Below are 26,608 nucleotides of genomic sequence, written 5' to 3'. Positions count from 1 at the left end.
CAGCGTCTCTCATATGGGTATTGGACTTTCACTTCACACTTCCCGGCTCGGCCGGGGATGAAAAAGCCGGAGCTGCCATAGCAGTCCGGCTCTTCTAGTTTAACCCAGATTACGCTTTTGGTAAGTACTGGCGGCGGCGACAAAACCTTCAAACAGAGGGTGACCGTCGCGAGGTGTGGAGGTGAATTCCGGATGGAACTGACCAGCAACAAACCAAGGGTGACCAGGTATCTCGATCATCTCTACCAACTTGCGATCCGAAGACAAGCCACTGAAGACCAAGCCGGCTTTTTCCAGACGCTCACGGAAGGCGTTGTTCACTTCGTAACGATGGCGGTGACGCTCGATACAGGTGTTGCTCTTATAAGCCGCAGCGGCCTTGGTGCCTTCAATCAGATGGCACAGCTGAGCGCCAAGACGCATGGTACCGCCAAGATCTGAGGCCTCGTCACGCTGCTCCAGATTGCCTTCTTCATCGATCCATTCGGTGATCAGGCCCACAACAGGGAACGGGGTTTCCTTGTTGAATTCGGTAGAGTGGGCACCTTCCATGCCGGCGACATGACGGGCGAATTCAATCAGGGCAACCTGCATACCCAGACAGATACCAAAGTATGGCAGTTCGTTCTCACGGGCATATTGAGCGGCAAGGATCTTACCTTCAACACCCCGCTCACCAAAGCCGCCGGGAACCAGAATGCCATCCAGACCTTCCAGCACTTCAACGCCTTTGACTTCAACAGTCTGGGAGTCGATATATTTGATGTTCACCGAAACCCGGTTTTTGAGGCCGGCATGTTTCAGTGCTTCGTTGACTGACTTGTAGGCATCCGGCAGTTCGATGTACTTGCCGACCATACCTATGGTCACTTCATTGTTTGGATTGGCTTCCTGATAAACCACGTTTTCCCATTCGGACAGGTCGGCTTCAGGGCAACTCAGGCCAAAGCGCTTGACAACCAGCTCATCCAGCCCTTGTGAGCGCAGCAGCGCCGGGATCTTGTAGATGGAATCCACGTCTTTGAGGGAGATAACCGCTCGTTCTTCAACATTACAGAACAGGGAGATTTTGGCTCGCTCTGTGGCTGGAATGGCGCGGTCGCCACGGCAAACCAGAATATCCGGCGCAATACCGATAGAACGCAGCTCTTTAACTGAATGCTGAGTCGGCTTGGTTTTCACTTCCTGAGCCGGGCCGATAAAAGGCACCAGAGTCAGATGCATAAACAGGCTGCGATCGCGGCCCAGTTCAACACCCAACTGACGGATAGACTCGAGGAAAGGCAGAGATTCGATATCACCCACAGTACCACCGATTTCAACGATGGCGACATCATGGCCTTCACCGCCTTCGAGGACTTTTTCCTTGATGGCGTTGGTGATGTGCGGAATAACCTGAATAGTTGCACCCAGGTAGTCACCACGACGCTCCTTGCGCAGCACTTCCTCGTAGATACGACCTGTAGTGAAGTTGTTGCGGCGGTTCATCTTGGTACGGATGAAACGCTCATAGTGGCCCAAGTCCAGATCTGTCTCTGCGCCGTCCTCAGTGACAAATACTTCCCCGTGTTGGGTTGGGCTCATGGTTCCCGGATCAACGTTGATGTAAGGATCCAGCTTCATGATGGTTACATTCAGGCCTCTGGCCTCTAAAATTGCCGCGAGCGATGCTGCTGCAATGCCTTTACCTAGTGATGAAACAACGCCACCAGTAACGAAGATATACCTTGTAGTCATGCTGAACCTGAGAAAAAAGAATGATAAATAGGTGCTCGAATGAAAGCACCAGGACGGGGCGACAGTATATCAAAGCCCCTGCCATTTACCAAACAGGAATGACGATAATTTTTACGCTCTGATCTCATTCGCGCATTTTTAATCCAGGCTTCGCCTTCTACTGGATTTCACCGCGCTCTTCACGCTTGACCTGATCCCAATAAGCATCCAGTGCCTGCAGATCATGTTCTTCAAACGGCTTGCCGCTGGCATTGGCTTTTTGCTCGACGGCGCGAAAACGCCGCTCAAACTTGTTGTTGGCCCCTCTGAGGGCCTGCTCGGGGTCCACCCCCAAGTGGCGCGCCAGATTCACCGCCGCAAACAGCAAGTCGCCCACTTCATCCTCAACCCTGGCCTTATCCGGCGTGGCTTGACGCGCTTCGTGCAACACTTCTTCAATCTCTTCCTGTACCTTGTCGACCACAGGCTCAAGCTCGGGCCAATCAAAGCCTACCCGGGCGACCCGCTTTTGGATCTTACCCGCCCGCGCCAACGCCGGCAGCGCCTTGGGAATATCGTCCAGCACTGAGTGCAGCTCGCGCCCGGCACGCTCGGCCGCCTTGATACGCTCCCAGTTGTTCTTGGCATCCGGCGCCGAGTCAAAACTCAAGTCGGTATCGGCGGTAAACACATGGGGATGACGATTGATAAGCTTATTACATATCCGCTCAAGCACAGTGGCGAAATCAAACCAGCCCTTTTCCTTGCCAAGCTGACAATAGAACACCACCTGAAACAGCAGATCGCCAAGCTCAGAAGGTAACTCCTGCCAGTCGCGGCTCTCTATGGCGTCGGCCACTTCATAGGCTTCTTCCAGGGTGTAGGGCACTATGGAGTCAAAATCCTGCGCCCTGTCCCAGGGGCAACCCAGCTCAGGGTCCCTGAGTTTTGCCATAATCTCAAGCAATGCATTGATATCTGCCGCCACCGCAGTTACTCCTTTGTTGCTAATACGCTTACCAATCCAACGACTCTTTGATAAGCTTTAAAAAAACAGCAGGACGCAACCTATGCGTCCTGTCTTAAATACCGGTAGAATACCGAACTGGCCTCAGAGCCTGCGGGCTTCTATTACCCCGTCTATCTGGGTCAGCTTGGAGATAACCCGGGATAAACCGTCGAGGTTATAAAGCTCCATCTCAAGTTCAATGGCCGCAGTCTGGTTCTTGAGATCCGATGAGGAACTCATCGCCAGCACATTGGACTTTTCCGCCGCCAGCACAGAGGTGAGATCCCGCAGCAGACCGGTTCTGTCATTGGCCACCACTCGAATACGGATTTTGTAGCCGCCGGAGTAGTTTTCGCCCCAGACCACATCCACTACCCGCTCGGGATGGGCACGCATCAGTTCCTTGACCTGCTCACAATCGGCTCTGTGCACCGAAATACCGCGCCCCTTGGTAATAAAACCGAAAATTTCATCACCGGGCACCGGCTGACAACAGCGCGCCAGATGGCTCATCAGATTACCGACACCATTGACCTCTATCTGGCCGCGATTGGCGCCTATGGGTTTCTGCTGACCTTTCTTGACCAGCTCTTCCACAGCCTCTTCGTCGGAAGGCTCCTGAGTCCTGAGCCGGCTCTGTACATGATTGACCACTTGGTTGAGGCGCACATCGCCGCCACCTATGGCCGCCAACAGGTCATCCATGTTGGTCATATTGAAACGCTCAATTGCGCTGCCGACATCCTTGAGTGTCAGCCCCACCCGCGCCAGTTCGACTTCCAGCATCTCGCGTCCGGCCACCAGGTTCTTGTCCCTGTCCTGCTGCTTGAACCAGTGTTGGATCTTGCTGCGGGCTCTGGAGGTCTTGATATAACCCAGGTTGGGGTTAAGCCAATCCCGCTTCGGATTGGGATGCTTGGAGGTGATAATCTCGATGCGCTCACCGGTTTCCACCTGGTAGGTGAACGGCACTATGCGGCCATCGACCTTGGCGCCAATACACTTGTGGCCCACCTGGGAGTGGATATAGTAGGCAAAGTCCAACACGGTCGAGCCGGCTGGCAAGTCCACCACTTCACCGGACGGGGTAAACACATAGACCCTGTCTTCGAAGACCTGGGCCCGGATCTCCTCCACCAGGTTGCCGCTCTCGACCACATCTTCCTGCCACTGCAAAATCTTGCGCAGCCAGTTGATCTTCTCTTCGTAGCCACTCTGTTTGCCGGAGTGATTGCCCTCTTTATATTTCCAGTGAGCCGCCACCCCGAGCTCGGCATCTTCATGCATCTGCTGGGTACGAATTTGGATTTCGACTGTTTTGCCCTCCGGTCCCACCACCACAGTGTGAATCGACTGGTAGCCGTTGGGCTTGGGGTTGGCAATATAGTCGTCAAACTCTCTGGGAATATGGTGCCAAAGGGTATGCACTACACCGAGCGCACCGTAGCAGTCCTGCAGCCGGTCGGTGACGATTCGCACCGCACGCACATCAAACAGCTCGTCAAATTTAAGCTGCTTGCCGCGCATCTTGCGCCAGATGGAGTAGATATGTTTGGGGCGACCATAGACCTTGGCACGAATGTCTTCTTCATCCAGCCGCGTTTGCAACTGATTGACAAAGTTGTCGATAAAGACTTCACGGTCCAGGCGCTTGCCGTCCAGCTGCTTGGCAATCTCTTTATAGGTCTCGGGATGCAGATAACGAAACGAGATATCCTCCAGCTCCCACTTGAGCTGACCTATACCCAAACGGTTGGCCAGCGGCGCGTAGATGTCAGCAATTTCCCGGGCCAACAATACCCGGGTTTCTTCATCGTCGTTTTTCACGGCCCGCAGCAGGCATACCCGCTCGGCCAGTTTGATCACCACGGCGCGTACATCTTCCACCATGGCCAGCAACATCTTGCGGATATTGTCGATTTGCGGTTCGCTGCTGCGGCTGTCATTGCCCACCTTGAGCGCACCTATGGCATCCATGGTCTTGACGCTGTTGACCAAGGTAGCCAACTCGGAACCAAAGTCTTCGGTGAGCTTGGCTTCATCGACTATGCCCACCTCGAAAAACACAAATAAGATGGCGGCCTGCAGAGTTTCGATATCCATGTTGAGCGGCGCGAGGATCTCTATCATCTCCCGCGCCTTGGCCTGCAGCTCGGCTTTGGGACGCTTGCACTTACCCATAGGCAGTGCTTCCACCTTGGCTATCAGCTCCAACAAACGCCCGGCATCGGCGGAGTCGGCCACATAACGATTAACCCACTCATCCAGATTGAAATCAGGATCCTTAAAGTGTGCTTCGCGAACAGATACCATCTCACCTTCCTTTAGTGTCCGATTAACAGACTCAACAAGACTCCCTATCTTGAGCATACCCGATGGGATGTCAAACCCCCGTGAGTACCTTTATTGATAAAATTGACTCGATAGACAATAAAAGCATCAATTCCGCACAAACAAGGCCATGGCTTCGGTGTGATGGGTCTGGGGGAACATATCCAACACACTGAGGCGCTCCAGCCGATAACCTTGCTCGAGCAGCAAGACGCTGTCCCGCGCCAGGCTCGCCGGATTGCAGGAGACATACACCACCCGCTCGGGCGCGATGTTTTTCAGATAAGAAAGCGTCTCATAGGCACCGGCACGGGCGGGATCCAGCAGCAGTTTATCCACCTTGCCAAGCCAAGGCTCGGCCGAGAGGTCGGCGCTGAGATCGGCGCAAAAGAACTGCAACCCTTCAAGCCCGGCCTGTTTGGCATTTTGTCTGGCCTGCTCAACCATGGCAGGCACGCCCTCGACACCTGTGACCCTAACGCCGGTGGCCGCTAGCGGTAGGCTGAAGTTACCCATGCCGCAGAAGAGATCCAATATGTGCTCGCCGTCCTTGGGTTGCAGCCAATCTATGGCCTTGGCCACCATGGCGCGGTTTACTTCACCATTGACCTGAATAAAATTCCCCGGATTAAACTTAAGCGTCAGCTCATCGCCATCAACACCGGGCAAGCGGTAGCTTGGCTGATTGCCCGTAAGGTACTCACACTCGCCCTGATTGTCCTGCAGCACCAACTGTAATCCTTGCTGCTCGGCAAAAGTCTTGAGCTTTTCCTTGTCTTTATTCACCAGTGGCCGGGTAATTCTCAGCACCACAAAACGACCGGCTTCGGTTTCAATCAGTTCCACATGACCAAGCTGAGCCACGCCCTGCAGATGAGCAAGTTGCGCTGCCAACGGCTTTATCAGTTCCGACAACGAAGCCGCCAATACAGGACATTCGCCAATGGTAACTACTTTGCTGCTGGACTTGGCCCTAAACCCTAAGGTGAATTCGCGACTTTGTTTGTCATACCAGGTCGCCAGTCTGGCCTTGCGTCTATAATGCCAAGGGGCGGAAGCCAGCTCGCCTATCTCCGGCAGCTCGGATAGGCCAGAGAGTTTGGCAAACAACTCGGCCAGGGCCCGGCGCTTGTGCTGCCGCTGGCTCAAATCTGACAAGTGTTGCAGATCGCAGCCGCCGCAAAGCGCATAATGGGGGCATTGGGGTTCAACCCGCTCCGGCGATGTTTGGGTGATGCGGATGAGTTTGCCCCTGGCATAGTTCTTTTTTTGTTCGGTGAGCTGCACCTCGGCGCTCTCACCGGGTAACAAGCCGGGAATAAACACCACTTTGCCCTGATATTGACCGATCCCGGCACCCTGATGATCCAATCCGGAAGCCGTGAGTGACAGTTTTGCGGAGACTTTCTTGGATCTGTTTGGTTTTTCTCTAAAAAATTGTGCCATCTAGGCCCCTGAAACAATAAAAAACTGGCAAAGACGCCGGGATATCTGGCAGTCTATCTATAGCCGTAAAACAAACTATCTGGAATACCTATACCGCCCATGAACAGTGCGAATAACATGACCAAGTACAGCCTCAGATCCTGGGTGCTGGTATTGGCCCTGGCTCCTACCATTTTGGTCGGTATTCTTCTGGGCAGTTACTTTACCATAAATCGCTTTTATGAGCTTGAAGATACGCTCATAGAACAGGGCAGCAATATCATAGAGCCGCTGGCTATCGCCAGTGAGGTAGGCCTGGCCGCCAATAACCGCGAGGCCACCAAACGCCTGCTCGCCGCGGCTCAGCTCAACAAGTCGACCTTGGTGAAATCCATCGCCATCTTCGATGCCGACAATCAGCTGTTTGTCACCTCCCACTATCACAAAGACTTTGAGATTATGCGCTACAAGGGTGCCATCTCGGATCTGGCCCGTACCGAGTACGATCAGGTAGGCGACAGTCTGGTGCTGAGAGCGCCTATTTTTGCCGCCGGCAGTCTGCTGGCGGTAGACGATGCTCCCGGCTTCAATGAGAAACCTCTGGGTTATATCTCTTTGCTGCTCAACAAGGAAAAGGCGCTGCTGGAACAGCACAGAGCCGCGGTGGCGGCTTTTATCATAGTGCTTATCGGGGTGCAGCTGAACCTGCTGTTCACCTTCCGTCTGGTAAAGAATGTGACTCAGCCAATCACAGACATGGTGCGGGTGGTGGCTAAAATCCGCGAGGGCAAGCTGGATACTCGGCTGGAAGGCAATCTCATCGGTGAGCTGGATCTGCTCAAACGGGGGATTAACGCCATGGCGGGCTCCTTATCGGAATACCATGACGAGATGCAGCAGAATATCGATCAGGCGACCTCGGATCTCAGGGAAACCCTGGAGCAAATTGAAATTCAGAACGTCGAATTGGACTTGGCCAAGAAACGGGCGCTGGAAGCCAGCAGAATAAAATCTGAATTTTTGGCCAACATGTCTCACGAACTGAGAACGCCGCTCAATGGCGTGATAGGTTTTGCCCGTCAACTATTGAAAACGCCGCTGCACGCCAGCCAGATGGAATATATTCGCACCATTGAACGTAGTGCCACCAACCTGCTGAGCATCATTAACGACATCCTCGACTTCTCCAAGTTGGAAGCCGGCAAAATGGTGCTGGAAACCATGCCGTTTGCCCTCAGGGAAACCCTGGATGACACCATGATGCTGCTGGCCGGCTCTGCCCACGAGAAGGGGCTGGAACTTGTGGTGGATGTAGCCCCGGAAGTGCCGGATGCCGTCAGCGGCGATGCCATGCGGGTGGGTCAGATCATCACCAATCTGGTGGGCAATGCCATCAAGTTTACCGATCAGGGCAGCGTGCTGTTGAAGGTGGATATCAGCAACATCAAGGAAGACAAGTTGCTGCTGCACTGTGAGGTGTCAGATACAGGTATTGGCATTGAAGAAAGCCAGCAGGAGTTGCTGTTCCAGGCGTTCGGCCAGGCCGATTCATCTATCTCACGCCGCTTCGGCGGTACCGGCCTTGGGCTGGTGATCACCAAACGCCTCATTAACCAGATGGGCGGCCAGATAGGCTTTAGCTCCCGGGTGGGTAAAGGCTCCACCTTCTGGTTTACCCTGCCACTGATGACCAGCCAGTTCCCGATAGGTGAGCCGCTGCCACTGGAGCAGCTCAGAGGTAAGACGGTATTACTGTTTGAACCCAGGCCCTTGACCCGCTCTGTGCTCAACCGCCGCCTGCAACAATGGCAGATGCAGGTCAACAGTGTTCACACTGTGCCGCAATTGGAAGCCGAACTTGCTCAAGACAAGGCGCATTTCCACTATGTGCTGCTCGGCTGTCACGGTTTCGATGGCCCGACTCAGCTGCAGGCAGTGCTCAAGAGTGCCAGACAAGTGACCGAGGCCCTTATTGCGCTGTTCGACTGCCATGATCAAGAGGCACTGGAGCGCTATATTCGCCCTGTGGTAGACCTTGTTCTGAGCATTCCTGCCAGCGAATACCTGATGGCACGCAACATGATTTATCTGCCACAGGAATCTGAACTCAAGCCTGCCCTGCCCAAGCTGGTTGAGCCGCAGCAACGCCACAAACTCAATGTGCTGGCGGTGGATGACAACCCGGCCAACCTCAAGCTGATTGACACCCTGCTCGATGAATTGGTTACAGGGGTGACCACTGCCAGTAATGGCGAGCAAGCGGTGAATCTGGCCAAACAGCGCAGCTTTGATTTGATTTTTATGGATATCCAGATGCCGGGAACCGATGGCATTACCGCCACCCGGCTCATTCGTCAGGACTCGTTGAACCGCAATACCCCCATCATTGCGGTAACCGCCCACGCCATCAATGAGGAGCGCGAGCGGATCCTCAATAGCGGCATGGATGGCTACCTGCCCAAGCCTATAGATGAAGCTGCACTGAAAGGAGTGATCAGCCGCTGGATTACCCGGCCCAAGTTTACCCATTTTGACCAGCACACCCTCAACTGGGAGCTGTGTCTGACCCAGGCCAATCAGAAACAGGATCTGGCGCTGGATATGCTCAGAATGCTAATTGACTCCATGCCGGACACCACCAGCAACATCCAGGAATCGCTGGAGCAGGATGACGCCGCCAAAATGCAGGCCAGTGTCCACAAACTGCACGGTGCCTGTTGCTACTGCGGCGTACCGACGTTGCAAAAACTCTGTCAAACCGTGGAAGGCGGTCTCAAGCAGGGCAGCAGCATTGCCGAGCTGGAGCCGGAAATACTGGAGTTACTTGATGAGTTAACTAAGGTAGAATCTGCGGCAAAACAAGTGATATCCCAACTTTCGATGGATTTAACCGATGACAACTAAACCGGGCTTCTTTAAACGCCTAAAGGCGCTGGAACTGCCACAAAAGAAACTCTTTGCCGTGGCGCTGTGCCAGCGTATGTACCCCAACTACCAACTATTTTCCGAGGTGTGTGAATTCGGCGATCCCCAGGTATTGGATACGGTACTCAACCTGTTGTGGCAGTCTTTATATGACCGCAAACTCAAGCTGAACCTTGAACTGCAGATGGCAAAACTGGAAGAAAACACCCCGGAGCCGACCCAATTCGACGCCTATGGAGCCTACCCGGCGATGGATGCCGCTGTGGCACTCAGTTCACTGCTGGGCGCACTGGAAAGCAAGGTGGAAGACGACATCACCAATATCTCCAAGCTGTCATCCGGTACCGTGGCCCACTATATCGAAGCCATAGCCGATCCCGAATTGGATGGTGAAGCATTGGACGAGTTTGTATTCAACCACGAAGTGATGCAGGAAGAGCGCGAATTGCAGGGATCCTTGCTGGAAATAATCGAGGAAAACCCGCAGATAACGGCGGAGTTTGTCAAAGCACTGCGCAAGGAAATCGTCATGAGCGGCGTATCTAACATAGGGATCAGCGCTCAATAAGATGCGTAAGCTTGTTTATCGTGGCTATATCCTCAGCAATACCGACGGCCTCACAGACAGCTGGACCCTGACCATAGGCCAGACCAGCCGTACCGGCTCTTTATTTGAGCTGAGAAGGCAGATCAATTTCTTTGAAGAGTTGGGGATATTGCCACAGCCGAAAATTGCTGACGCAACAGACACCGAAACAACCGCCAATAAACCACTGCAGACCGGGAGCCAAAAGGCTCAAACGGCTTCCCGCAAAGCGACTGATGGAAAAGCCGCTGAAGGAAAAACCAAAGAGAGAAAGGCGGGAAAAGGCGGCGCAGGGGGAAAAAGCGCCAGTAAAGGCTCACAGCGAAAAAGCACTTCACCCAAAGGCCGCAAGTCATAGCAAAGACGGGGAAAATCGTCCGTCACGCCATTATCCAAAGCACCAAGGATGCGATCCCATATTATGCCAAGATGTACTGCACCTGCACGGTTCCCTACTGTGGTCATACGTTCGTGGCAACCTGGTCACATCAACACACTCAACCCAGGGCTGCAATCAACCACCGAGCAACTGAGCGGATCATTATGTGCGAGCACTAGGGTGCTGAAGGCTTTGCCAAGGGCAGCAGTGGCTACTACGAAAAGTGCAAAGCGCTGCGCCAGCATGTGTTTGCCCCTTGATTGATTACTTCAAAGAAGAAAAAGCCCGCACCGGCGTCAGCAACAAAGAGATCAATCAAGCCACCGGAACCCAGATGGCCAGCCATTGGTTTACCGCTTCGCAGTGGCAGTTACCCAATGCAGAGCAGTATCAAAAGCTGCAGGCCTTGTTTACTCAAAAGGCGCTGGAACAGGACTATGATACGCTGGAAACTGAGGCTGGAGACTGAATTTGTGGCGCTGCAGCGCCAATACCAAGGTTTGGCACAAGAATTTGACGACTTGAAAGCACAGTACCAGCACTTGCGCCGGCCATTCACGGTATCCAAAGATGTACCGTTTACCGATGTTTGGCACTACCCAGCTGTGCCCTACTACCCAGGCAAGCATCCCTGTGAAAAACCCGCAGCCATGCTCGAGCACATCATTAACGCCAGCAGTCGCCCCGGAGACGTTGTCTTGGATTGCTTCATGGGTTCAGGCTCTACCGGAAAAGCCTGCAAGGCACTAGGCCGACACTTCATCGGTATCGAGTTGGATGAAGGGATATTCAACCAAGTTAGGGCAACAATGGAGTAAATACCAGGGGGAGATAGTGAACGACAGGATTAGCTTGCACTCTCCCTTATCCCCTTAATGGCCGCAGGTGGCAAACAGTAGCAACAAGTAACAATTCAGATGAGCGGGAGGTTTATAGCTTGATACATGGTGACTACTTCCATCTTTCAGCAAAATACGAATATCAGTGCAATTTTTCGCGCTCGTTTTATGTAGTGATAGCTGGTAGAGTTCTTAGGAAAGTGCAACCATCAATCATAGGCAGCATCACTATCGCGTGGCTGGACCAACTCACTACCGACCATTGCTAATGAAAGGAAATCATGTACGAAATAATGAAAGCATTTACAGAGCCAGCTGTTATAGCAAGTGTGGTATTAACTTTTGCTCTTCAGTACGTTTTTAAGCACCTGCCTCCACGTGTCAAATCACTGCTGAGAGGCAGTAGGTTAAAAGAGTTACGAAAGTTGAAGTCGGCTAGAAGAAACCCCGATGAGGTCTCTTTTCAATCAATGAAGGCTCATGCATATTTCTTGGTATTTATGGGAACCTGTGCATTACTTCTTGTTCTTGTCACAATGGGACCATTAACTGTCCTGTTAGAATACCCTTTATGGATGCTGTTATTAGTTTCCTGTCCAGTATTCATGACCGAAATAGCATGGTTAAGGCAGGACTTATATGCAAAAAACCTAATCAAGTCACGCCACAAATTACGAATTAAAAGCAAACAAGAGAGACTCGTCAAATCGCAACTTTAATGCATTACTTAGCCAATGCTGTTTAGTGAAGACTTCAGATGACACTATAAGTAATACTATATGGAGTAATTAATGAGCAGTATTAACTTCATTTCTCTCGATAAAATTAATCCAGAGGAATTTATACCAATATTAAACAAAGTAAGTACTCGTAATCATCTTATAACCCATGATGAATTTGATTCTTCATCAGTTAGGAGTTGGATTGATGAAAAGCTAAATGAAGATAAAATCGATGGTTGTATCGTTAGAGCCATCGAAACTGATGGAATTTTAGTTGGTTGGTGCGGTATTCAATCATCAGAGTTAGGATTTGAGATCGCAATAGTGCTTGATAATACTTGCTGGGGTATTGGAAAAGACGTATTTAACTCATTGATATATTGGACCAAAGATTATGGACACAAGATCATTTACATACATTTATTACACACACGCCCAGAGTACCACTTCTTACGAAGAATGTCTCAAAGAGTATTTCAAACAGAGATGCTAGGCGATAGATTTACAACTTACGAGTTAAACGTTGACAATCTTGTATATCAGAAGGATAAGATGTATATAGACACTCATAGAATTGATAAAATTGTTGTTCGATAGCTATAAAATCATGAATGCAGCCTTTGGAAACGAATAATAAAGCACTTAACTTTATCCCCTTGGAATTTTAAGCACCAAACAATTCTTAGCATTCTCAGTCACAAGCAAAGCTGAACAATCCGAGATTATTACGAGAACTGCCTCACAGAAAAGTATTACATTCATAGGATAGCTTGCAAGTCAGGAAATTTTTTATCAAGGACAGATAAATGAATATACAGGAAAAATTTGAACTATCGGAAGGAGTTACAATCTTGGCTTGCTCAGGTTATGAGAATGTATTTGATGTTATTGGCAAGAAACTCAATCTGATTTGTGATGGTGAGGCTCGACAAACCTTAACTGTATCCGGCGAAAAGAAAATGATTAATCAGAAGACTAATTTTAAGCAAAAGGCATTCGAGACCCATGATAAAGTGTTGTTGTCACAGGAAGAAGCCCAAAATGGCAAATGGCAGTTAATCGGTGATTGCCTCATAAGCTGATGACATTCTCAAGGGCAAGCAGGCCTTTGAGGATGGCATTAAACACAACTTGGTCATTTGGCACCATAGCGCCCGTTACAACGAAGAAAGTGACAAAACTCGCAGCCACTATGCAGAGATGGCGCTAATCAACTTAGGAGTCCATGTGAGAGCTGGGAAACCGATAAGGAGTTACTTAATTCAAGCTACGTTGGGCCATGTGCACAAACACGGTCCCTTCCTCCTTGTTTAGCTGCGTACATAGCTTCATCTGCTCTAGCAAGAAAACTATCTATTGACTCTTTGGTTTCAAACTTTGCCAGTCCCGCACTTATCTTTATGGTAATGACTTCTCCAGTATCTAGAGTTAATGGCTCAGACTTGAGACGTTCCCTTAACCTATTACCAAACTCAAGACCAGATTTCAATTCTATACCAGGAAGAACAAAGAGGAATTCTTCACCTCCAAGACGACCACAAAAATCAGACTTGCGTCCCATCCCCGAAGCAACACATGCAAATTTAACGAGTGCCGCATCACCGGCAGCATGCCCATAAGTATCATTAATACTTTTGAAGTGATCCAGATCGATAGAAAGGACACATAAACCAATGCCAGAACGAAGAGAGAGCTCTATACTTTCACTTAAACGTTCTAATGTTGCCCGCCGGTTTGGTAACCCTGTCAATTCATCAGTTCTCGCCAAAGCGGCAAGCTCCTCTTCCAACTTTTTCTTAAAGAGAAGATAGCCAATGGTATCGGCGAGCGACTCCATTAAAATGTAATCGTCTTTGGAAAATGGATCTGTTGGAGAAACACTTGAAAAATTCAACGTGCCATACAGCCCACCATCTAAATATATAGGGGTTCCTATATATGATTCCAGTTTAAAACTCTCATAACACGGATGATGTTTAATTCTGCTTTCTCTCACATAGTGAAACCCAACCGTTTTATTTTCTTTTAGTGTATGAACACAATAAGTCCCATCAATATTGAATACTGTTGATTCTTCTAGACCTTCATTGAGGTCAACACAATATTCAACTATATAGTCTTTTTTAATGATATGAGAAATAATCGCGATTTCCAAACCAAAGTGCTCAAGACCTACTTTAAGTAATTCATGAATCTTTTGATCTTGATTCAATACAACATCAGCAGTGATGTTGTGGATCTTTTGTAAGGTATCCAATGATTGGTCTGCAGATCGTGCCGGCCTGATAATTCCGATAAATCCGACAACATCACCATCTTTGGAACGCATGACGGCGCCTGTAGTTAACCCAAGGAAAGACTCGCCATCAGCACGAAGATAGGGAACCCGATAATTCTCAGCAGCAGCTTTACTGGCAACATTAAAGCGTTTTTTCCCCTGTATTGAGAAGTCTTCTTCCTTTGCGTAAAAGACTTTCGTTTCCTTGCCGTACAACTCACTTTTTTTGTACCCAAATAGACGCTCTGTTGCTGAGTTAACATAGATAATTCGGCGTGCAGTATCAGTTACAACAACAGACTCTTCAACATTGTCGAATACTTCGGTCAATAGTAGTGGGGAAATCGTGCTAACGCTCATTCCACATTCTGAGGATAGAGCTTTAGCAGTATCTGCTATTGTGCTTCCTTTCATACATGCTCCTTGAATACCTACGATTAGCCCTACTATAACCATAAAATAGGCGTTTTCTCAAACCATCCCACACGAGCTCTTAAGTGACGAATATTTATCATGCTTGGTTATCAGACCAATGCGCTCTATGTCAAAAAAGATCTGCATGCTGAAAACAGTAGCTAGAATGATAGCTATCGACTACAAATCTCAAGGTAACCACCATGTCTTACGATAGAGATGATGTTCAAGCGGCAGAAGCCTTGCACGCTCACTTAGCAAAAACACCAATATATGAACTGTTGCTTCAATATGCTGAGTTAATCGACAAGCGTCTTAGTGCAATGGATACCGTTGACAGTGAAGTTTATGACTTTTTTCACAAGGCTTGGGAAAACAGAGACATTATCCCTATGGACATTGCGATCCGTAAAATCAATGACCTAACCGAGTTTAACACCCCAACACTAACCGAGGTAATTACAACGGCATCAAACACCTTTGAACCAAACAATTGTTCAGTAATGATTGAGCTTATAAAGATATATCAATGGCCTAGAAACAGATCCAAAGTACTCTCCTTGTGAAGCCACCGCTTCCCTGCCGTGTGGCTTTGTCATACTTGACCGGGTTCACGCACACTCAGTGATCCTAGCTTAGCCAGCTCGGGGTCACTGTTGATGAACTCCACAATATCACGCGCCAGTGGCAGCACTTCATTGCTCTGATAGACATCGTTGGTTTTGAGGGGGTCACCAAGCCCTGCAGCGCCCTGTGGAATAATCCCCGCCATCCCGGCCGGAAAGCGGTTGGCCGTCAACACATCCTGGGCGCTGATGTTCTTGGCGCTGGCAAACTGATCCTTGGAAGAAAAGTCACCGATGGGGATCACCTGGATCCCCTTCTCTTTGCCAGCCGGGATATTGATAAACATATTGCGAAAGTTGCCCGCCCCTTGCTGCGAGCCAGGGCGCTTCCTATCGCCTGTCCTGATCACTGAGCTTGGGATCTGACACGTACAACCGGTAGCCCATGTGGGCGCCGTTCTTGGATTAACTGCCTTGTTAACTGCCTTGAGCTTAACTACTCAGCAGCTCACGGGCGTTGGCCAGGGTATTGCTGGTGATGGTATCGCCGCCAAGCAGCCGAGCCAGCTCCTGTACCCGCTGCTCTTTATCCAGCGTCACCATAGAGGTTTCAGTACCACTGCCCTTGGCATGTTTGGCAACAAACATATGCTGATGGCCGTTACCTGCCACCTGCGGCAGATGAGTCACACACAATACCTGGGTCGATTCTCCCAGGGTGCGCAACATACGGCCCACCACGGCAGCCGTTGGTCCGGAAATCCCCACGTCCACCTCGTCAAAAATCAGTGTCGGGGTGGCAACCTTACGGGCGGTTATCACCTGAATACCCAGGCCGATACGGGAAAGCTCGCCCCCAGAGGCCACCTTGGCCAGACTCTGCAGGGGTTGCCCCGGGTTGGTAGTCACCAGAAACTCCACCCTGTCACTGCCGTTGACCGACATCTGCTCAGGGCTGAATTCCACCGCTATGCTGAACTTGCCCTTGGGCATATTGAGTTCATGGATGGAAGCCGTGACCAACTTGTCCAACTCTTTGGCGTAGCGGCTGCGACTCTGACTGAGTTTTTGCGCCTGGGTCAGATAATTCTGTTTGCTGGCTTCCAATTGCTGCTCTATCTCTTCGAGCTTCTGCTCATCTGAGTCGAGGCTACCCAGTTCGGCCAACAACTGCTGATGGTGTTGATACAGCTCTGAGGGCATCACCTGATGCTTGCGCGCCAATTGCATCGCCTTGGAAAGTCGCGCCTCCAGCATGGCAAAGTGTTCGGGGTCCAACTCGAGTTTGTCCAGATAGCGCTGCAGTTCGCTGCTGCTTTCCTGCACCTGGATCAGAGCATCGTTGAGCATGCCGCCAACATTGGCCAGCTCAGAATCGACACTCTCCAGCTCGGCGCTGATATGCACGGCCCGGTTCAACAATGACTCTATGTTGGCTTCTTCGCCCTCACTGAGCAGCATCAAGGCCAACTGACAGGACTCGATCAGCGCCGTACTGTTGGCCAGACGCTTGTGCTCCTGCTCTATCTCGGCAAATTCATGCTCCCCGAGGGCAAAGTCATTGAGTTCTTCCACCTGATAGCTGAGTAACTGCTTGCGGGCAATTCTCTCCTGCTGCGACAGCACCAGTTGCCGCAGTTCCTGCTCGATTTGGCGATAACGCTGATAGGCACTGCTGACACCATCGAGCAACAGCTTATGATTGGCATAGCTGTCCAGCAGGTAAAGTTGCTGCTCTGTCTTGAGCATGGCGTGATGGGCATGCTGACCGTGGATCCCCACCAACAAGGGTCCCAACGCCTTGAGCTGAGTCAGCGGCACAGGGTTACCATTGATATAGGCGCGGGAGCGGCCATCGCTGCCAATGGTGCGCCGGAGAATACATTCATCTTCGAGTTCGAGATCATTATCTTCCAGCCAACGCTTGGCCAGAGGGACATCCGCCAGAGAGAAACGGGCACTGACTTCCGTCTTGCTGGCACCGGGACGCACGCTGGCGGCATCGGCCCGGTTGCCGAGACAAAGCCCCAGGGCATCGATGGCAATGGATTTACCCGCCCCGGTCTCGCCGGTAATACTGGTCATTCCCGGACGGAAGTCCAGCTCCAGAAAACGCACTATGGCAAAGTTATTGATGCTGAGTTGGCAAAGCATAATGAATTCCCAAAACACTGTATTGATAAACAGTATATACTGATTTTTTATACAGTAAATATCTGTCGATTAATTATTCCCTGTGTTCTTCCCTAGACAGCCCATGCCGCTATCAAAGGCAAACTGATAAAGGTGATCAGCGTGCCCACTAATATCCCCTGAGCACTAACCCCGGCCTTGGTGTCATAACGCTGCGCCAGTAAGTATACACTCGCTGCCGTAGGCAGGGCCGCAAGAATAACCCCCATCTGCAGATTGGTGCCGCTGATCCCCATGGCTTTCAATAATAGATAAGCCAGCAGAGGTTGCAGTAACAGCTTGCAGGCGTTGATGCCAAAGAGCTCAGCCAACTGCCAAGGCCCAGGTAAGCGGGTGGCGCCGCGAACCCGGGTCGCCTTGGCCAACACCATACCTATGGCAAACAGGGCGCAGGGACTGGAGGTGGCGCCTATCTGACTTATCATCATCTCTATCCCATCCGGCAGAGCCATACCGGATGCTGAGACGGCAACGCCCAGGGCGCTGCCGATAACAATCGGGTTTTTCGCCAGCGCTTCAACAATTATCAACAAGGGATGCGCCTTATTTTCTGTATCTCTGGCAAGCTCCAGCGACACCAGTGCCACGGCAAACATCACCACAGACAGCAGGCTGGCAATGGCCGCCGCGGCCAGCGCCAGCTGGTTTCCCGGGTAGACTATCATCATCATGGGGATACCGATAAAGGCGGTATTGCCAAAGGTGGCATTCAAGGCGCGAATTGCCCCTACCCCTTGGCCCGCCCTGAAACAGCCGGAAATCAGCAACACCAGCAGGTAGGTCAGCATCATTGCCACGCTGAAACCGACGATGAAATGCCACTGGAAGATCTCCTCGAAAGAAGTTCTTGCCAGCACTATCATCATAATGGCCGGAAAAGCTATGTAGTAAACATATTGATTGAGCGCCGCATCCGTACCATCCGGCAGGATTTTGCTTTTCTGTACCAGTGAACCTGCGAGCATAATGCCAAACACAGAGATCAGCGGAGTAATGATTCCAGTCATACTTCTTCCATTTTGCTGACTTTGGCTGTCGTACTCCCGCCGGGGATCTGCGAAAATGGCGGGGGAATTTTGTATCTTGCCTGCCCCTTATCAGTACAGCTAAGTAAGTTCGGCAGAGACGCCGGCAAGATACCATAGTCGTTATCCGCCAGCCATTGCGCTATGGTCGTAGAAACCGGCAGACAAGCGTTTTAAACATATCCTTGGCACATTGAGGAACCGCAATGAGTGACAATCAGGCCCCCGAACTGCAACTGCTCTACTTGTTTGTACATCTGGTCAATGCCGGCAGTTTCTCCCAGGCCGCCAAAGTGTTGGATATGCCGGTGGCGACCGTCAGCCGCAAACTGGCCAAGCTGGAGTCTGTGCTGGATAAACAACTGCTGATGCGTACCACCCGCAAACTGAGGTTGACCGAAGAGGGACTGGAGTTATTCCAACGCTATCAGCAGCTGATAGCCCAGTTTGATGCCCTGGCCAGTGGCACCTGCGCCGACAAGCCCGAAGGCACCTTGAGAATTGCCGCCCCCATCTCGATAATCTCTATGATATTCATCGAGACACTGAACGAATTTTGCGAGTGCTACCCGGATATCAAACTGCATATCGCCCAAAGCAATGAGGTGGTGGATCTCATCGACAAAGGCATAGATGTTGCCATAGTTGGCGGCACCCAACCGGACTCCTCCTGGGTATCCTGCTCTCTCGGGGTATTGGATTATCGCCTGGTGGCTTCCCCCGAGTATCTTCGAAAGGCACCGGTATTCAATCATCCGCAGCAGCTCAGTCAACATAAGGTGATCAAGGTCTGGCCTCTGTTCAACTGGTCGCTGCGCCATCCCGATGGCGATGCCTTCTATTATGACGGCCCGGCCAACCTGACCCTGACGGATCTCCACGGTGCCATCCGCGCAACCTTGAATGACGGTGGGATTCTTTATGGCCCAGAGCTCTTTTGCAAACAGGAGTTGAAAGATGGTCGGCTACAGGTATTGCTGCCGGAGTGGAAAGGAGAAAAACGGCGTATCTCCCTGCTCTATCATCAACGCAGCCAGCAACCACTCAAGGTGAAGCTCTTTATCGAGTTCATGCAGCAGCGCGCCCCGGCGCTGTTTTCCATGGACTGAAACACAAAAAAGCCCGCGATGCGGGCTTTTCTTCGAAGGGAGTATGTCTTACAGACGGATACCAGCCTTCTCCAGGTCTTTGGCAATCACACTTCTTGGCAGTGCAACATAACCGTCTTTCTCAACAACCTGCTGACCCTGCTTGGACAGGACATAGCGGACAAACTCGCGCTGCATGGGTGACAGCTCTTTGTTTGGGTGCTTGTTGATGTAAACGTAGAGGTAGCGTGACAGTGGGTAAGTACCGCTGGCAGCATTGTCTGGTGTTGCAGCGATATAGTCAGTGCCCTTCTTGGACAGAGCCACGGCTTTAACACCGGCAGTCTTGTAACCTATGCCTGAGTAACCGATAGCGTTCAGCGACTGAGATACAGACTGAACCACTGAGGCGCTGCCTGGCTGCTCGTTCACGTTGGCTTTGAAGTCACCCTTACACAGGGCTTTCTTCTTGAAGTAACCGTAAGTACCGGAAACTGAGTTACGGCCGTACAGCTGAATGTCTTTGGCAGACCAGCTTCCGTCCAGACCGGCATCACCCCAGCGAGTGATATCGCTGCCACCACACTTGTGGGTAGAGGAGAAGATAGCATCAACCTGCTCTATGCTCAGACCCTTGATTGGGTTGTCCTTGTGAACAAAGACCGCCAGGGCATCGATGGCTACACGAATCGCAGTAGGCTTGTAACCATAGTGCTTTTCAAACGCTTCTTCTTCGTTTGGCTTCATCTTGCGGCTCATTGGGCCGAACTGAGAAGTCCCTTCGGTCAGAGCTGGAGGCGCAGTTGAAGAACCGGCAGCCTGGATCTGGATGTTGACGTTAGGGTACATCTGTTTGAATTCTTCAGCCCACAGAGTCATCATGTTGGCCAGAGTGTCAGAGCCGACGGAAGACAAGTTACCGGAAACACCACTTGTTTTCTCGTAGGTTGGCAGTGACTGATCGATAGCAGCCATAGATGCTGCAGAGAATACACCAGCGGCCGTAAGGGTTACCGCGCCGACAAGCTGTTTCAATTTCATTATTTGCTCCAGTTTTTACCGAACTTGGTTTCTAAAACGCAGCCAGTATCAATTGCCACAATGACAAGTCTATGACTTAAAAATGACAGTTGCATGACAAGCCAAAATAAATACGCTGTAACTGGGTATCGAAAATAACAGACTGAAAATAACTGCCAGCCACGCCTTGAAGCCATTTCGGCATAAAGGACCCTCGATTGACAATGTCGCCCCAACAGTTTCCTTGAATATACTAAAGCCTTTGCTTAATCATGACCGTGAGATTGCCATTTGCCACAGGCTTGAAAAAGAGTGCACAAAGCCTACCTCTTCCCGCTAGACAGCAAAAAGGAGCCAAAGGCTCCTTAATAGGGTTAATGCAGTCAAACGCGTCAGGAAGCTTGCTGCTCCAGCAGATGCTGCGGGATCACAAAGCTGAAGGTACTGCCCTTGCCAAGCTCACTGGCCACCTTGAGTTCGCTGTGGTGATGACTGAGGGCGTGTTTCACTATCGCCAGCCCCAGACCACTGCCACCGGTTTGCCGCGAGCGGGCACTGTCGACCCGATAGAAGCGTTCGGTCAGGCGACTGATATGCTGCGGTGCAATACCTTCACCACTGTCTTTAACACTGAACATGGCGCCGGTTGCCACCCGTTGCCAGCGCACCTCAATACTGCCGCCCGGCTCTGTGTAGCGTATGGCGTTGGACAACAGATTGGAGCAGGCACTGCGCAGCTGCAACTCATTGCCATGGGTATTGAGTCCTGGTTCGGCATAGAAGCTCAGTTGGTAGCGGCCACGGGAGAGCGCTTCGCCCTCCTCTTTTAAGGTGGTCATCAACTGCTGCATATTCACTGTGTGTTCCAGGTTGATATCGGCGGCATCTTCAATCCGCGACAAAGCCAACAGCTGCTCCACCATGGACTGCATCCTGCCAGTCTGCTGCTGCATCAGCTCCAGCGCCTTGACATTGGGTGAGTCGGGTTCGGCCATGCTCTGCATCATCTCAAGATACCCCTGCAGCACAGTGAGCGGCGTCTTCAGCTCGTGGGAGACGTTGGCAACAAACTCCTTGCGCATCCCCTCAAGTTGCCTAACCCGGGTGATATCCCGGGCAATCAGCAACAACTGCCTGTCGCCATAGGCCATCAAGCGCACTTCCAGCAGACGTTTATCCGAAACCGGGGACGGCAGCTCCAGCGGCTCCTTGTAATGGCCCTTTTTCAAATAGGCCGAAAAGTCGGGATGCCGGATAAGGTTATCTATTCGCTGACCATTATCCTGCGGCCAGACAAAGCCAAGCAGCAGCTGCGCCAACTTGTTACACCAGAGAATATTGTGCTCTGAATCGAGTACCACGGCCGCATCGGGAAGTGCTTCGGCCCCCTGGCGAAACCTTCCCAGCAGCCCTGCCAACTGACTCACTCGCTTGCGGTTTTTGCCCTGCAGGCGATAGATGCCGTTAAACACCCCTTCCCAACTGCCACTGCCCTGCGGCGGCGTTAAGCGGCGATCGCGCCACAACCAGTAATTGAGCCGGATAAGCTGGCGATAGTGCCAACCCAATAGTAGAAAAGCGCCCAGACACAGTACCAAGAGCAACTGACCAAGCAGCAACCCAAGCAGCAAACAAGCCGCCAGGTACAGCATCAAACGGGAAAACAGCCGATAACCCGAATAGGAATCAAACATAGAAAATGCCCAGGCAAAAGGCCGATGGTTGCACAAGATAACGCAAAACCCGGCCCATGCCCATTGTTACCCCGCTAGATACGGGTAGAGAAGCGGTAACCTGCGCCGCGAACCGTTTGGATCAGTTTATCGTGCCCGGACAGCTCCACGGCTTTCCTTAAGCGACGAATATGCACATCCACGGTTCTGTCTTCGACATAGACATTGGTGCCCCAGACATTGTCCAGCAGCTGCTCACGGCTGTAGACCCGTTCCGGGTGAGTCATAAAGAAGTGCAGCAAACGAAACTCGGTCGGCCCCATCTCCAGCACAGAATCCCCCACTGTGACCCTGTGGCTGACAGGATCCAGGGTCAGGCCCTGCACGTCTATGGTTTCTTCCAGCCGGGTTGGTGCGGCGCGTCTGAGAACCGCCTTGATGCGAGCCACCAGCTCCTTGGGGGAAAACGGTTTGGTAATATAGTCATCGGCGCCCACTTCCAGGCCTTTGACCTTGTCCTCTTCCTCGCCGCGGGCGGTGAGCATGATAATAGGGATCTGGCGGGTAAACTCATCTTGCTTCAATCGCTTGGCAAACTGAATACCACTGCCACCGGGAAACATCCAGTCCAGCAGAATAAGATCCGGATAAGGTTCCTTGAGCAGTGCCAACGCAGAGTCAAAGTCCTCGGCGGCACTGGTGGTGTACCCGTGTTGTTCCATAACAAAAGTCAGCATCTCACGGATAGCCAACTCATCTTCTACTATTAAAATCCTTGCAGTCATAACGGTTTCTGTCAGTGAATTTCCACGTGGCCATTATTGGACAGTTTTATTACAAAATTATGAAAAGGGCCGACTCTGACACCTTTAACGCCGCTATTTTGTCACAATTTTCCCGATTAAACACTTGAAACTGGAATGAAAAGCTTACCAAAGAGCCATTATTGACCGCCACGAGCAACAATCTCACTGCAGCTGAATTTAGATTACAAGTCTACAACAAACAATAAGTTAGCCTTAACTTAACCAAGTGCTGCCGCGGCTCCCTGTTAGGCCAGGCGCGAATTATCTTTCAGGTACACGGCACTGACACAATTTCCAGACTACTGTTTTCACACTGCAGGAACGCGCCCAAGAGCCGTTCGGCTGAGCTCGCAGGATTCATCCGCAAAGGCCGAAGGCAAAGCCAACAGCAGCGCGACAAAGAGCTACCTCAATACGCCTCCTACCTACAAACAGTGCAAACAAAAAGGAGGCCCAAGGCCTCCTTCGCTGCAGCTGTGGTCGTTTAGAACTTGTGTTCCAGACCAACACCTATGTACTTGTCATCATCGTCCATATCTTCCATGGAGCGATTGGTGTAGAAGGCAAACAGCTTGGTAGGCTTACCCAGCTTGTAGTCGGCACCGATAGACCAGGAATCACCCTTGTCTTCCATGTCCTGCCACTGACCTTTGAGGGTCACCGCGTCAATCTTGTAAGCCGCGCTCAGCAGGTAACCGTTCTTGCTGTCACCGTCCACTGACTTTTCTTCCTGCTGGTACATACCGCCCAGGATGAAGTTGGCCAGCTTGGCCTGTACTGTGGCGCGCAGAACATCGTAGCCCTTAACTTCAGAGTCGTAGGCAATAGAGGCGAATACTGCGCTCTTTTTCAGATCCTTGTCACCGTACATGGCGGCAACAGAGAAACCATCTTCACCGTCTTGTGACTTGGCGGCTTCGGCAGCGTAAGTGGCACCGACTTTAAAACCACCGAATGAAGGCGACAGGTAAGTCACTGTTTGCTCGATACGGTTTTCACCCTTGAACAGGCTCTTGAGGTCGCCTGACAAGTCGTTGAACTGGTCCACTTTACCTTGAGACACTTTCAGCATGGTGTCGTTACGACCCACAGAGATGGCACCGAAGTTACCTTTCAAACCAACAAACTGGTTACGGGCCAGGAAGTTGTCTTTGGCATCATCGCCTGTGTCTACTTCGTATTCCACTGTGTAGAATGCTGCCAGGTTGTTACCCAGATCGAATTCGCCCTTCACGCCAAAACGAGAGGCATTACTCTGAACCGTGGTTTCAGAATCGTCAGCACCGGCCTCGTCGTTGGACTGAACAGTAACATTCAGCTTGCCGTAAACGGTCAGCGGCTCGGCTGCGTGGGCAGAGGCCAGAGAGACTGAAGCGATAGCTGAAGCGAGTAGTGTTTTGCAAAATGCGTTCATCATTAATTCCTTTCGACGTTCTCTTCGTCTTGGTTATTGGTTTGGAACGAGCGAAAGTGTGCAACGAGTCTGTTGCAGTTTTATTTCATCTTTTAACCTGTTGGCTTCATTGGCATCAAAGACCAGCCCAGCCACCGGTAAAAGCCCGTCACCACAGGGCCTCGCGGCAAGCGAAGGGCTATATGACATTTTGGTTAAATCTGCCCAGAGCGAAAAAATCTGTGCTAGCAGGGCGGGTTTACCTAGAGGAATTCATGCCTTACACTGCGGCTTTATTTTTCAAAGAGCGCCTGTCATGTGGTTTAAAAATCTCACCGTATATCGTTTCAACAAACCATTTTCCACCGATATAGAGGCACTGGAGACGGCCCTTGAGGGCTTCACCTTTTCTCCCTGCTCCAGTCAGGACATCAGCAAGTTCGGTTTTTCCAAGGCTTTGGGCAAACTGGGGCACACCCTGGTTCACAGCGCCAACAACCGCCACCTTATCTGTGCCACCAAAGAGGAGAAGCTGCTGCCTTCTCAGGTCATCAAAGAAGCGCTGGAAGAAAAGGTGTCGCTGCTGGAAGAGGAAGAAAACCGCAAGCTGACCAAGAAAGAGAAAGATGCGCTCAAGGATGAAATCACCACCACTCTGTTGCCAAGAGCCTTCTCCCGTCGCAGCCAAATCAAGGCACTGTTGCTGCTGGATGAGCAACTGATCCTGGTAGACAGCTCCAGCGCCGCCAAGGCCGAAGAACTGCTGGCCTTGCTGCGTAAGGCGCTCGGCAGCCTGCCTGTGGTACCAATGAGCACCAAGACACCGATTGAAGTGCAAATGACCGAATGGCTCAAGCAAGGCAATGCCCCTGCCCCCTTCACCATTCAGGATGAAGCCGAGCTCAAGTCTGCCGCCGATGATGGCGCAACCGTGCGCTTCAAGCAGCAGGATCTGGGCGAAGAGGAAGTACTGGCTCACCTGGAAACTGGCAAGCAGGTGCATAAACTGGCACTGCACTTCGGTCAGTCCATCGCCTTTGTGCTGCAATCCGATGCCGGACTGCGTCGCCTCAAGTTCTCGGAAGAGTTCCGCGCCGCCACCGATGATGTTGCCGGTGAGGATCCGCTGGCCAAACTGGACGCCGACTTTGAGCTGATGAGCAGCGAACTGGTTGCGCTGATGCTGGCACTGGTCGACGCCTTGGGCGGCGTTGAAGACAGCCTGTAATCGCTATCTCCAAGTAAAAAGGCGCCTGATGGCGCCTTTTCTGTCTCCAGCTAACCGCCCCACTGGTCGAGCAGTGCCTGCCGCAACACTTCGAGTTTGGCAGAGTGCTGCCTTGAGGGTTGATAAACCAGAAAAAGAGGATGAGGACGAGGTGCATAGGTTGGGAGGATTTCCTGCAATTTGCCTTGCTGCAGTGCATCATCAACAAAATAGCGCATCAGTTGTACCACTCCCGTGTCCAGGCAGGCCGCTTCCAGCAAAGGGTCACCGTGATCGAGTATCAGGTTGCCGTCAAAATCATACTCCAGTTGACTGCCACCTTCACTGAAACGCCAACTGACAGGTTTACCGCTCAGCGGACTTCGCACCCGCAAACAGTTATGCTGCCTCAGCGCGGCGGGCGTATCGGGTGTACCGTGAGAGGCAAGATACCCGGTCGAAGCCAAGGTCGCCCATTCAAGTGCCTTCAGCGGTCTGGCAATCAGGCGTGAGTCCTTGATTTCACCCGTGCGGATGACGGCATCGAATCCTTCATCAACCAGATCCACCAACCTGTCGGTCAGTTCCATCTCTATCTTGAGCTCAGGGTAACGGGCCAACAGACCTGACACTATGGGTAATACCACGACTCGACCAAAGGCCGATGGGGCGCTGATCTTCAGCAATCCCTTGGGCAGACAAAGATTCTCCTGCAGCGAAATCCTGGCTTCTTCTAACCCGGAAACCAGTGGCGCGCAGCGGGCGAGAAACAGTTGTCCATCTGGGGTGAGGCTCAGGCTACGGGTATTTCTGTGCAGTAGTCTGACTCCCAGTTGTTGCTCCAGGCGACTGACAGCCCGGGACAGTCCCGACTGAGTCAGTCCCAGCTGCACCGCGGCTTCGGTAAAGCTCAGACATTCCGCCACCTTGATAAATTGACGCACCGCATTAAGATCCATGACTTTATTCATTTCTAAAAGGAATTTATGAAATTTATCAAACTTAAATCATAA

The 26,608-nt window shown here is 51.4% G+C and carries 23 protein-coding genes; 10 read left to right on the top strand and 13 right to left on the bottom strand.

Annotation, left to right across the window (positions count from 1 at the left end):
• Positions 1-99 precede the first annotated feature (99 nt).
• The 4 genes from HCX89_RS04875 to rlmD all read right to left on the bottom strand — a co-directional run bounded on the left by HCX89_RS04875 (position 100) and on the right by rlmD (position 6,502).
• Positions 100-1,737, bottom strand: a complete 1,638-nt coding sequence (locus tag HCX89_RS04875) for a CTP synthase (protein ID WP_028781516.1) — start codon at positions 1,735-1,737, stop codon at positions 100-102.
• Between the two features lie 157 nt (positions 1,738-1,894).
• Positions 1,895-2,704: a nucleoside triphosphate pyrophosphohydrolase gene (mazG, locus tag HCX89_RS04870; protein ID WP_368039290.1), complete on the bottom strand. Its 810-nt coding sequence runs from the start codon at positions 2,702-2,704 to the stop codon at positions 1,895-1,897.
• A 123-nt stretch (positions 2,705-2,827) separates the two neighbouring features.
• Positions 2,828-5,038 (bottom strand): GTP diphosphokinase, encoded by a 2,211-nt coding sequence (gene relA / locus HCX89_RS04865; RefSeq protein ID WP_167715268.1) that lies wholly within the window; start codon positions 5,036-5,038, stop codon positions 2,828-2,830.
• A 126-nt stretch (positions 5,039-5,164) separates the two neighbouring features.
• On the bottom strand, positions 5,165-6,502 hold the full coding sequence (rlmD, locus tag HCX89_RS04860) for a 23S rRNA (uracil(1939)-C(5))-methyltransferase RlmD (RefSeq protein ID WP_167715265.1): 1,338 nt from the start codon (positions 6,500-6,502) through the stop codon (positions 5,165-5,167).
• Between the two features lie 99 nt (positions 6,503-6,601).
• On the opposite strand from rlmD, the gene barA reads away from it, so the two are divergent.
• The 7 genes from barA to HCX89_RS04830 all read left to right on the top strand — a co-directional run bounded on the left by barA (position 6,602) and on the right by HCX89_RS04830 (position 13,014).
• The gene (barA, locus tag HCX89_RS04855) at positions 6,602-9,385 is read left to right on the top strand and encodes a two-component sensor histidine kinase BarA (protein WP_025011654.1); all 2,784 of its coding nucleotides are present in this window, start codon (positions 6,602-6,604) and stop codon (positions 9,383-9,385) included.
• Positions 9,375-9,974: a YjaG family protein gene (locus tag HCX89_RS04850; RefSeq protein WP_045283864.1), complete on the top strand. Its 600-nt coding sequence runs from the start codon at positions 9,375-9,377 to the stop codon at positions 9,972-9,974. The genes barA and HCX89_RS04850 overlap by 11 nt, the downstream gene beginning before the upstream one ends.
• 1 nt (position 9,975) lies before the next feature.
• Positions 9,976-10,350 (top strand): DUF3319 domain-containing protein, encoded by a 375-nt coding sequence (locus HCX89_RS23080; RefSeq protein ID WP_167715263.1) that lies wholly within the window; start codon positions 9,976-9,978, stop codon positions 10,348-10,350.
• Positions 10,351-10,627: 277 nt separating this feature from the next.
• Positions 10,628-10,840 (top strand): hypothetical protein, encoded by a 213-nt coding sequence (locus tag HCX89_RS22755; RefSeq protein WP_217351520.1) that lies wholly within the window; start codon positions 10,628-10,630, stop codon positions 10,838-10,840.
• Entirely contained in the window at positions 10,809-11,189 is a 381-nt protein-coding gene (locus HCX89_RS22750) for a site-specific DNA-methyltransferase (RefSeq protein ID WP_025011651.1), read from the top strand. Before HCX89_RS22755 ends, HCX89_RS22750 begins: the two co-directional genes overlap by 32 nt.
• Before the next feature lie 812 nt (positions 11,190-12,001).
• Positions 12,002-12,529, top strand: coding sequence for a hypothetical protein (locus HCX89_RS04835; RefSeq protein WP_025011649.1), 528 nt, complete (start codon positions 12,002-12,004; stop codon positions 12,527-12,529).
• Positions 12,530-12,738: 209 nt separating this feature from the next.
• A complete protein-coding gene (locus HCX89_RS04830) occupies positions 12,739-13,014 on the top strand; it encodes a hypothetical protein (protein ID WP_025011648.1) in 276 nt (91 codons plus the stop codon).
• Between the two features lie 185 nt (positions 13,015-13,199).
• On the opposite strand, the gene HCX89_RS04825 is transcribed toward HCX89_RS04830, so the two are convergent.
• Complete coding sequence (locus tag HCX89_RS04825; protein ID WP_025011647.1) at positions 13,200-14,624, bottom strand: diguanylate cyclase; 1,425 nt, start codon at positions 14,622-14,624, stop codon at positions 13,200-13,202.
• Positions 14,625-14,827: 203 nt separating this feature from the next.
• Between HCX89_RS04825 and HCX89_RS04820 the strand changes: the two genes are divergently transcribed.
• Entirely contained in the window at positions 14,828-15,190 is a 363-nt protein-coding gene (locus HCX89_RS04820; RefSeq protein WP_025011646.1) for a hypothetical protein, read from the top strand.
• A 29-nt stretch (positions 15,191-15,219) separates the two neighbouring features.
• Here the strand turns inward: HCX89_RS04820 and HCX89_RS04815 are convergent, their stop codons facing one another.
• From HCX89_RS04815 to HCX89_RS04805, 3 genes are all read right to left on the bottom strand, one after another.
• Positions 15,220-15,537 carry a hypothetical protein gene (locus HCX89_RS04815; protein ID WP_167715261.1) on the bottom strand — a complete coding sequence of 106 codons (318 nt, stop codon included), beginning with the start codon at positions 15,535-15,537 and terminating at the stop codon, positions 15,220-15,222.
• 145 nt (positions 15,538-15,682) lie between these two features.
• Positions 15,683-17,344: a DNA repair protein RecN gene (recN, locus tag HCX89_RS04810; RefSeq protein ID WP_167715259.1), complete on the bottom strand. Its 1,662-nt coding sequence runs from the start codon at positions 17,342-17,344 to the stop codon at positions 15,683-15,685.
• 92 nt (positions 17,345-17,436) lie between these two features.
• Complete coding sequence (locus HCX89_RS04805) at positions 17,437-18,390, bottom strand: AEC family transporter (protein WP_028781001.1); 954 nt, start codon at positions 18,388-18,390, stop codon at positions 17,437-17,439.
• A gap of 224 nt (positions 18,391-18,614) precedes the next feature.
• On the opposite strand from HCX89_RS04805, the gene HCX89_RS04800 reads away from it, so the two are divergent.
• Positions 18,615-19,517 carry a LysR family transcriptional regulator gene (locus HCX89_RS04800; RefSeq protein WP_129980425.1) on the top strand — a complete coding sequence of 301 codons (903 nt, stop codon included), beginning with the start codon at positions 18,615-18,617 and terminating at the stop codon, positions 19,515-19,517.
• A 48-nt stretch (positions 19,518-19,565) separates the two neighbouring features.
• Here the strand turns inward: HCX89_RS04800 and HCX89_RS04795 are convergent, their stop codons facing one another.
• From HCX89_RS04795 to HCX89_RS04780, 4 genes are all read right to left on the bottom strand, one after another.
• Positions 19,566-20,537 carry a PstS family phosphate ABC transporter substrate-binding protein gene (locus tag HCX89_RS04795; RefSeq protein WP_028781002.1) on the bottom strand — a complete coding sequence of 324 codons (972 nt, stop codon included), beginning with the start codon at positions 20,535-20,537 and terminating at the stop codon, positions 19,566-19,568.
• 371 nt (positions 20,538-20,908) lie between these two features.
• Positions 20,909-22,210 carry a phosphate regulon sensor histidine kinase PhoR gene (phoR, locus tag HCX89_RS04790; protein WP_167715257.1) on the bottom strand — a complete coding sequence of 434 codons (1,302 nt, stop codon included), beginning with the start codon at positions 22,208-22,210 and terminating at the stop codon, positions 20,909-20,911.
• A 74-nt stretch (positions 22,211-22,284) separates the two neighbouring features.
• On the bottom strand, positions 22,285-22,974 hold the full coding sequence (gene phoB, locus HCX89_RS04785) for a phosphate regulon transcriptional regulator PhoB (RefSeq protein ID WP_025011640.1): 690 nt from the start codon (positions 22,972-22,974) through the stop codon (positions 22,285-22,287).
• A 505-nt stretch (positions 22,975-23,479) separates the two neighbouring features.
• Complete coding sequence (locus HCX89_RS04780) at positions 23,480-24,412, bottom strand: porin (protein ID WP_054745024.1); 933 nt, start codon at positions 24,410-24,412, stop codon at positions 23,480-23,482.
• A 292-nt stretch (positions 24,413-24,704) separates the two neighbouring features.
• On the opposite strand from HCX89_RS04780, the gene rdgC reads away from it, so the two are divergent.
• Entirely contained in the window at positions 24,705-25,616 is a 912-nt protein-coding gene (gene rdgC, locus HCX89_RS04775; RefSeq protein WP_025889123.1) for a recombination-associated protein RdgC, read from the top strand.
• 50 nt (positions 25,617-25,666) lie between these two features.
• Here rdgC and HCX89_RS04770 read toward each other — a convergent pair whose 3' ends face one another.
• Entirely contained in the window at positions 25,667-26,554 is an 888-nt protein-coding gene (locus HCX89_RS04770) for a LysR family transcriptional regulator (protein ID WP_167715255.1), read from the bottom strand.
• Between the last annotated feature and the right edge of the window lie 54 nt (positions 26,555-26,608).

This window comes from Shewanella sp. Iso12 (assembly GCF_012030025.1).
GTDB lineage: Bacteria > Pseudomonadota > Gammaproteobacteria > Enterobacterales > Shewanellaceae > Shewanella > Shewanella algae.
Note: the sequence above shows the minus strand (reverse complement) of the source record. Positions and strands in the feature narration are given on the sequence as shown.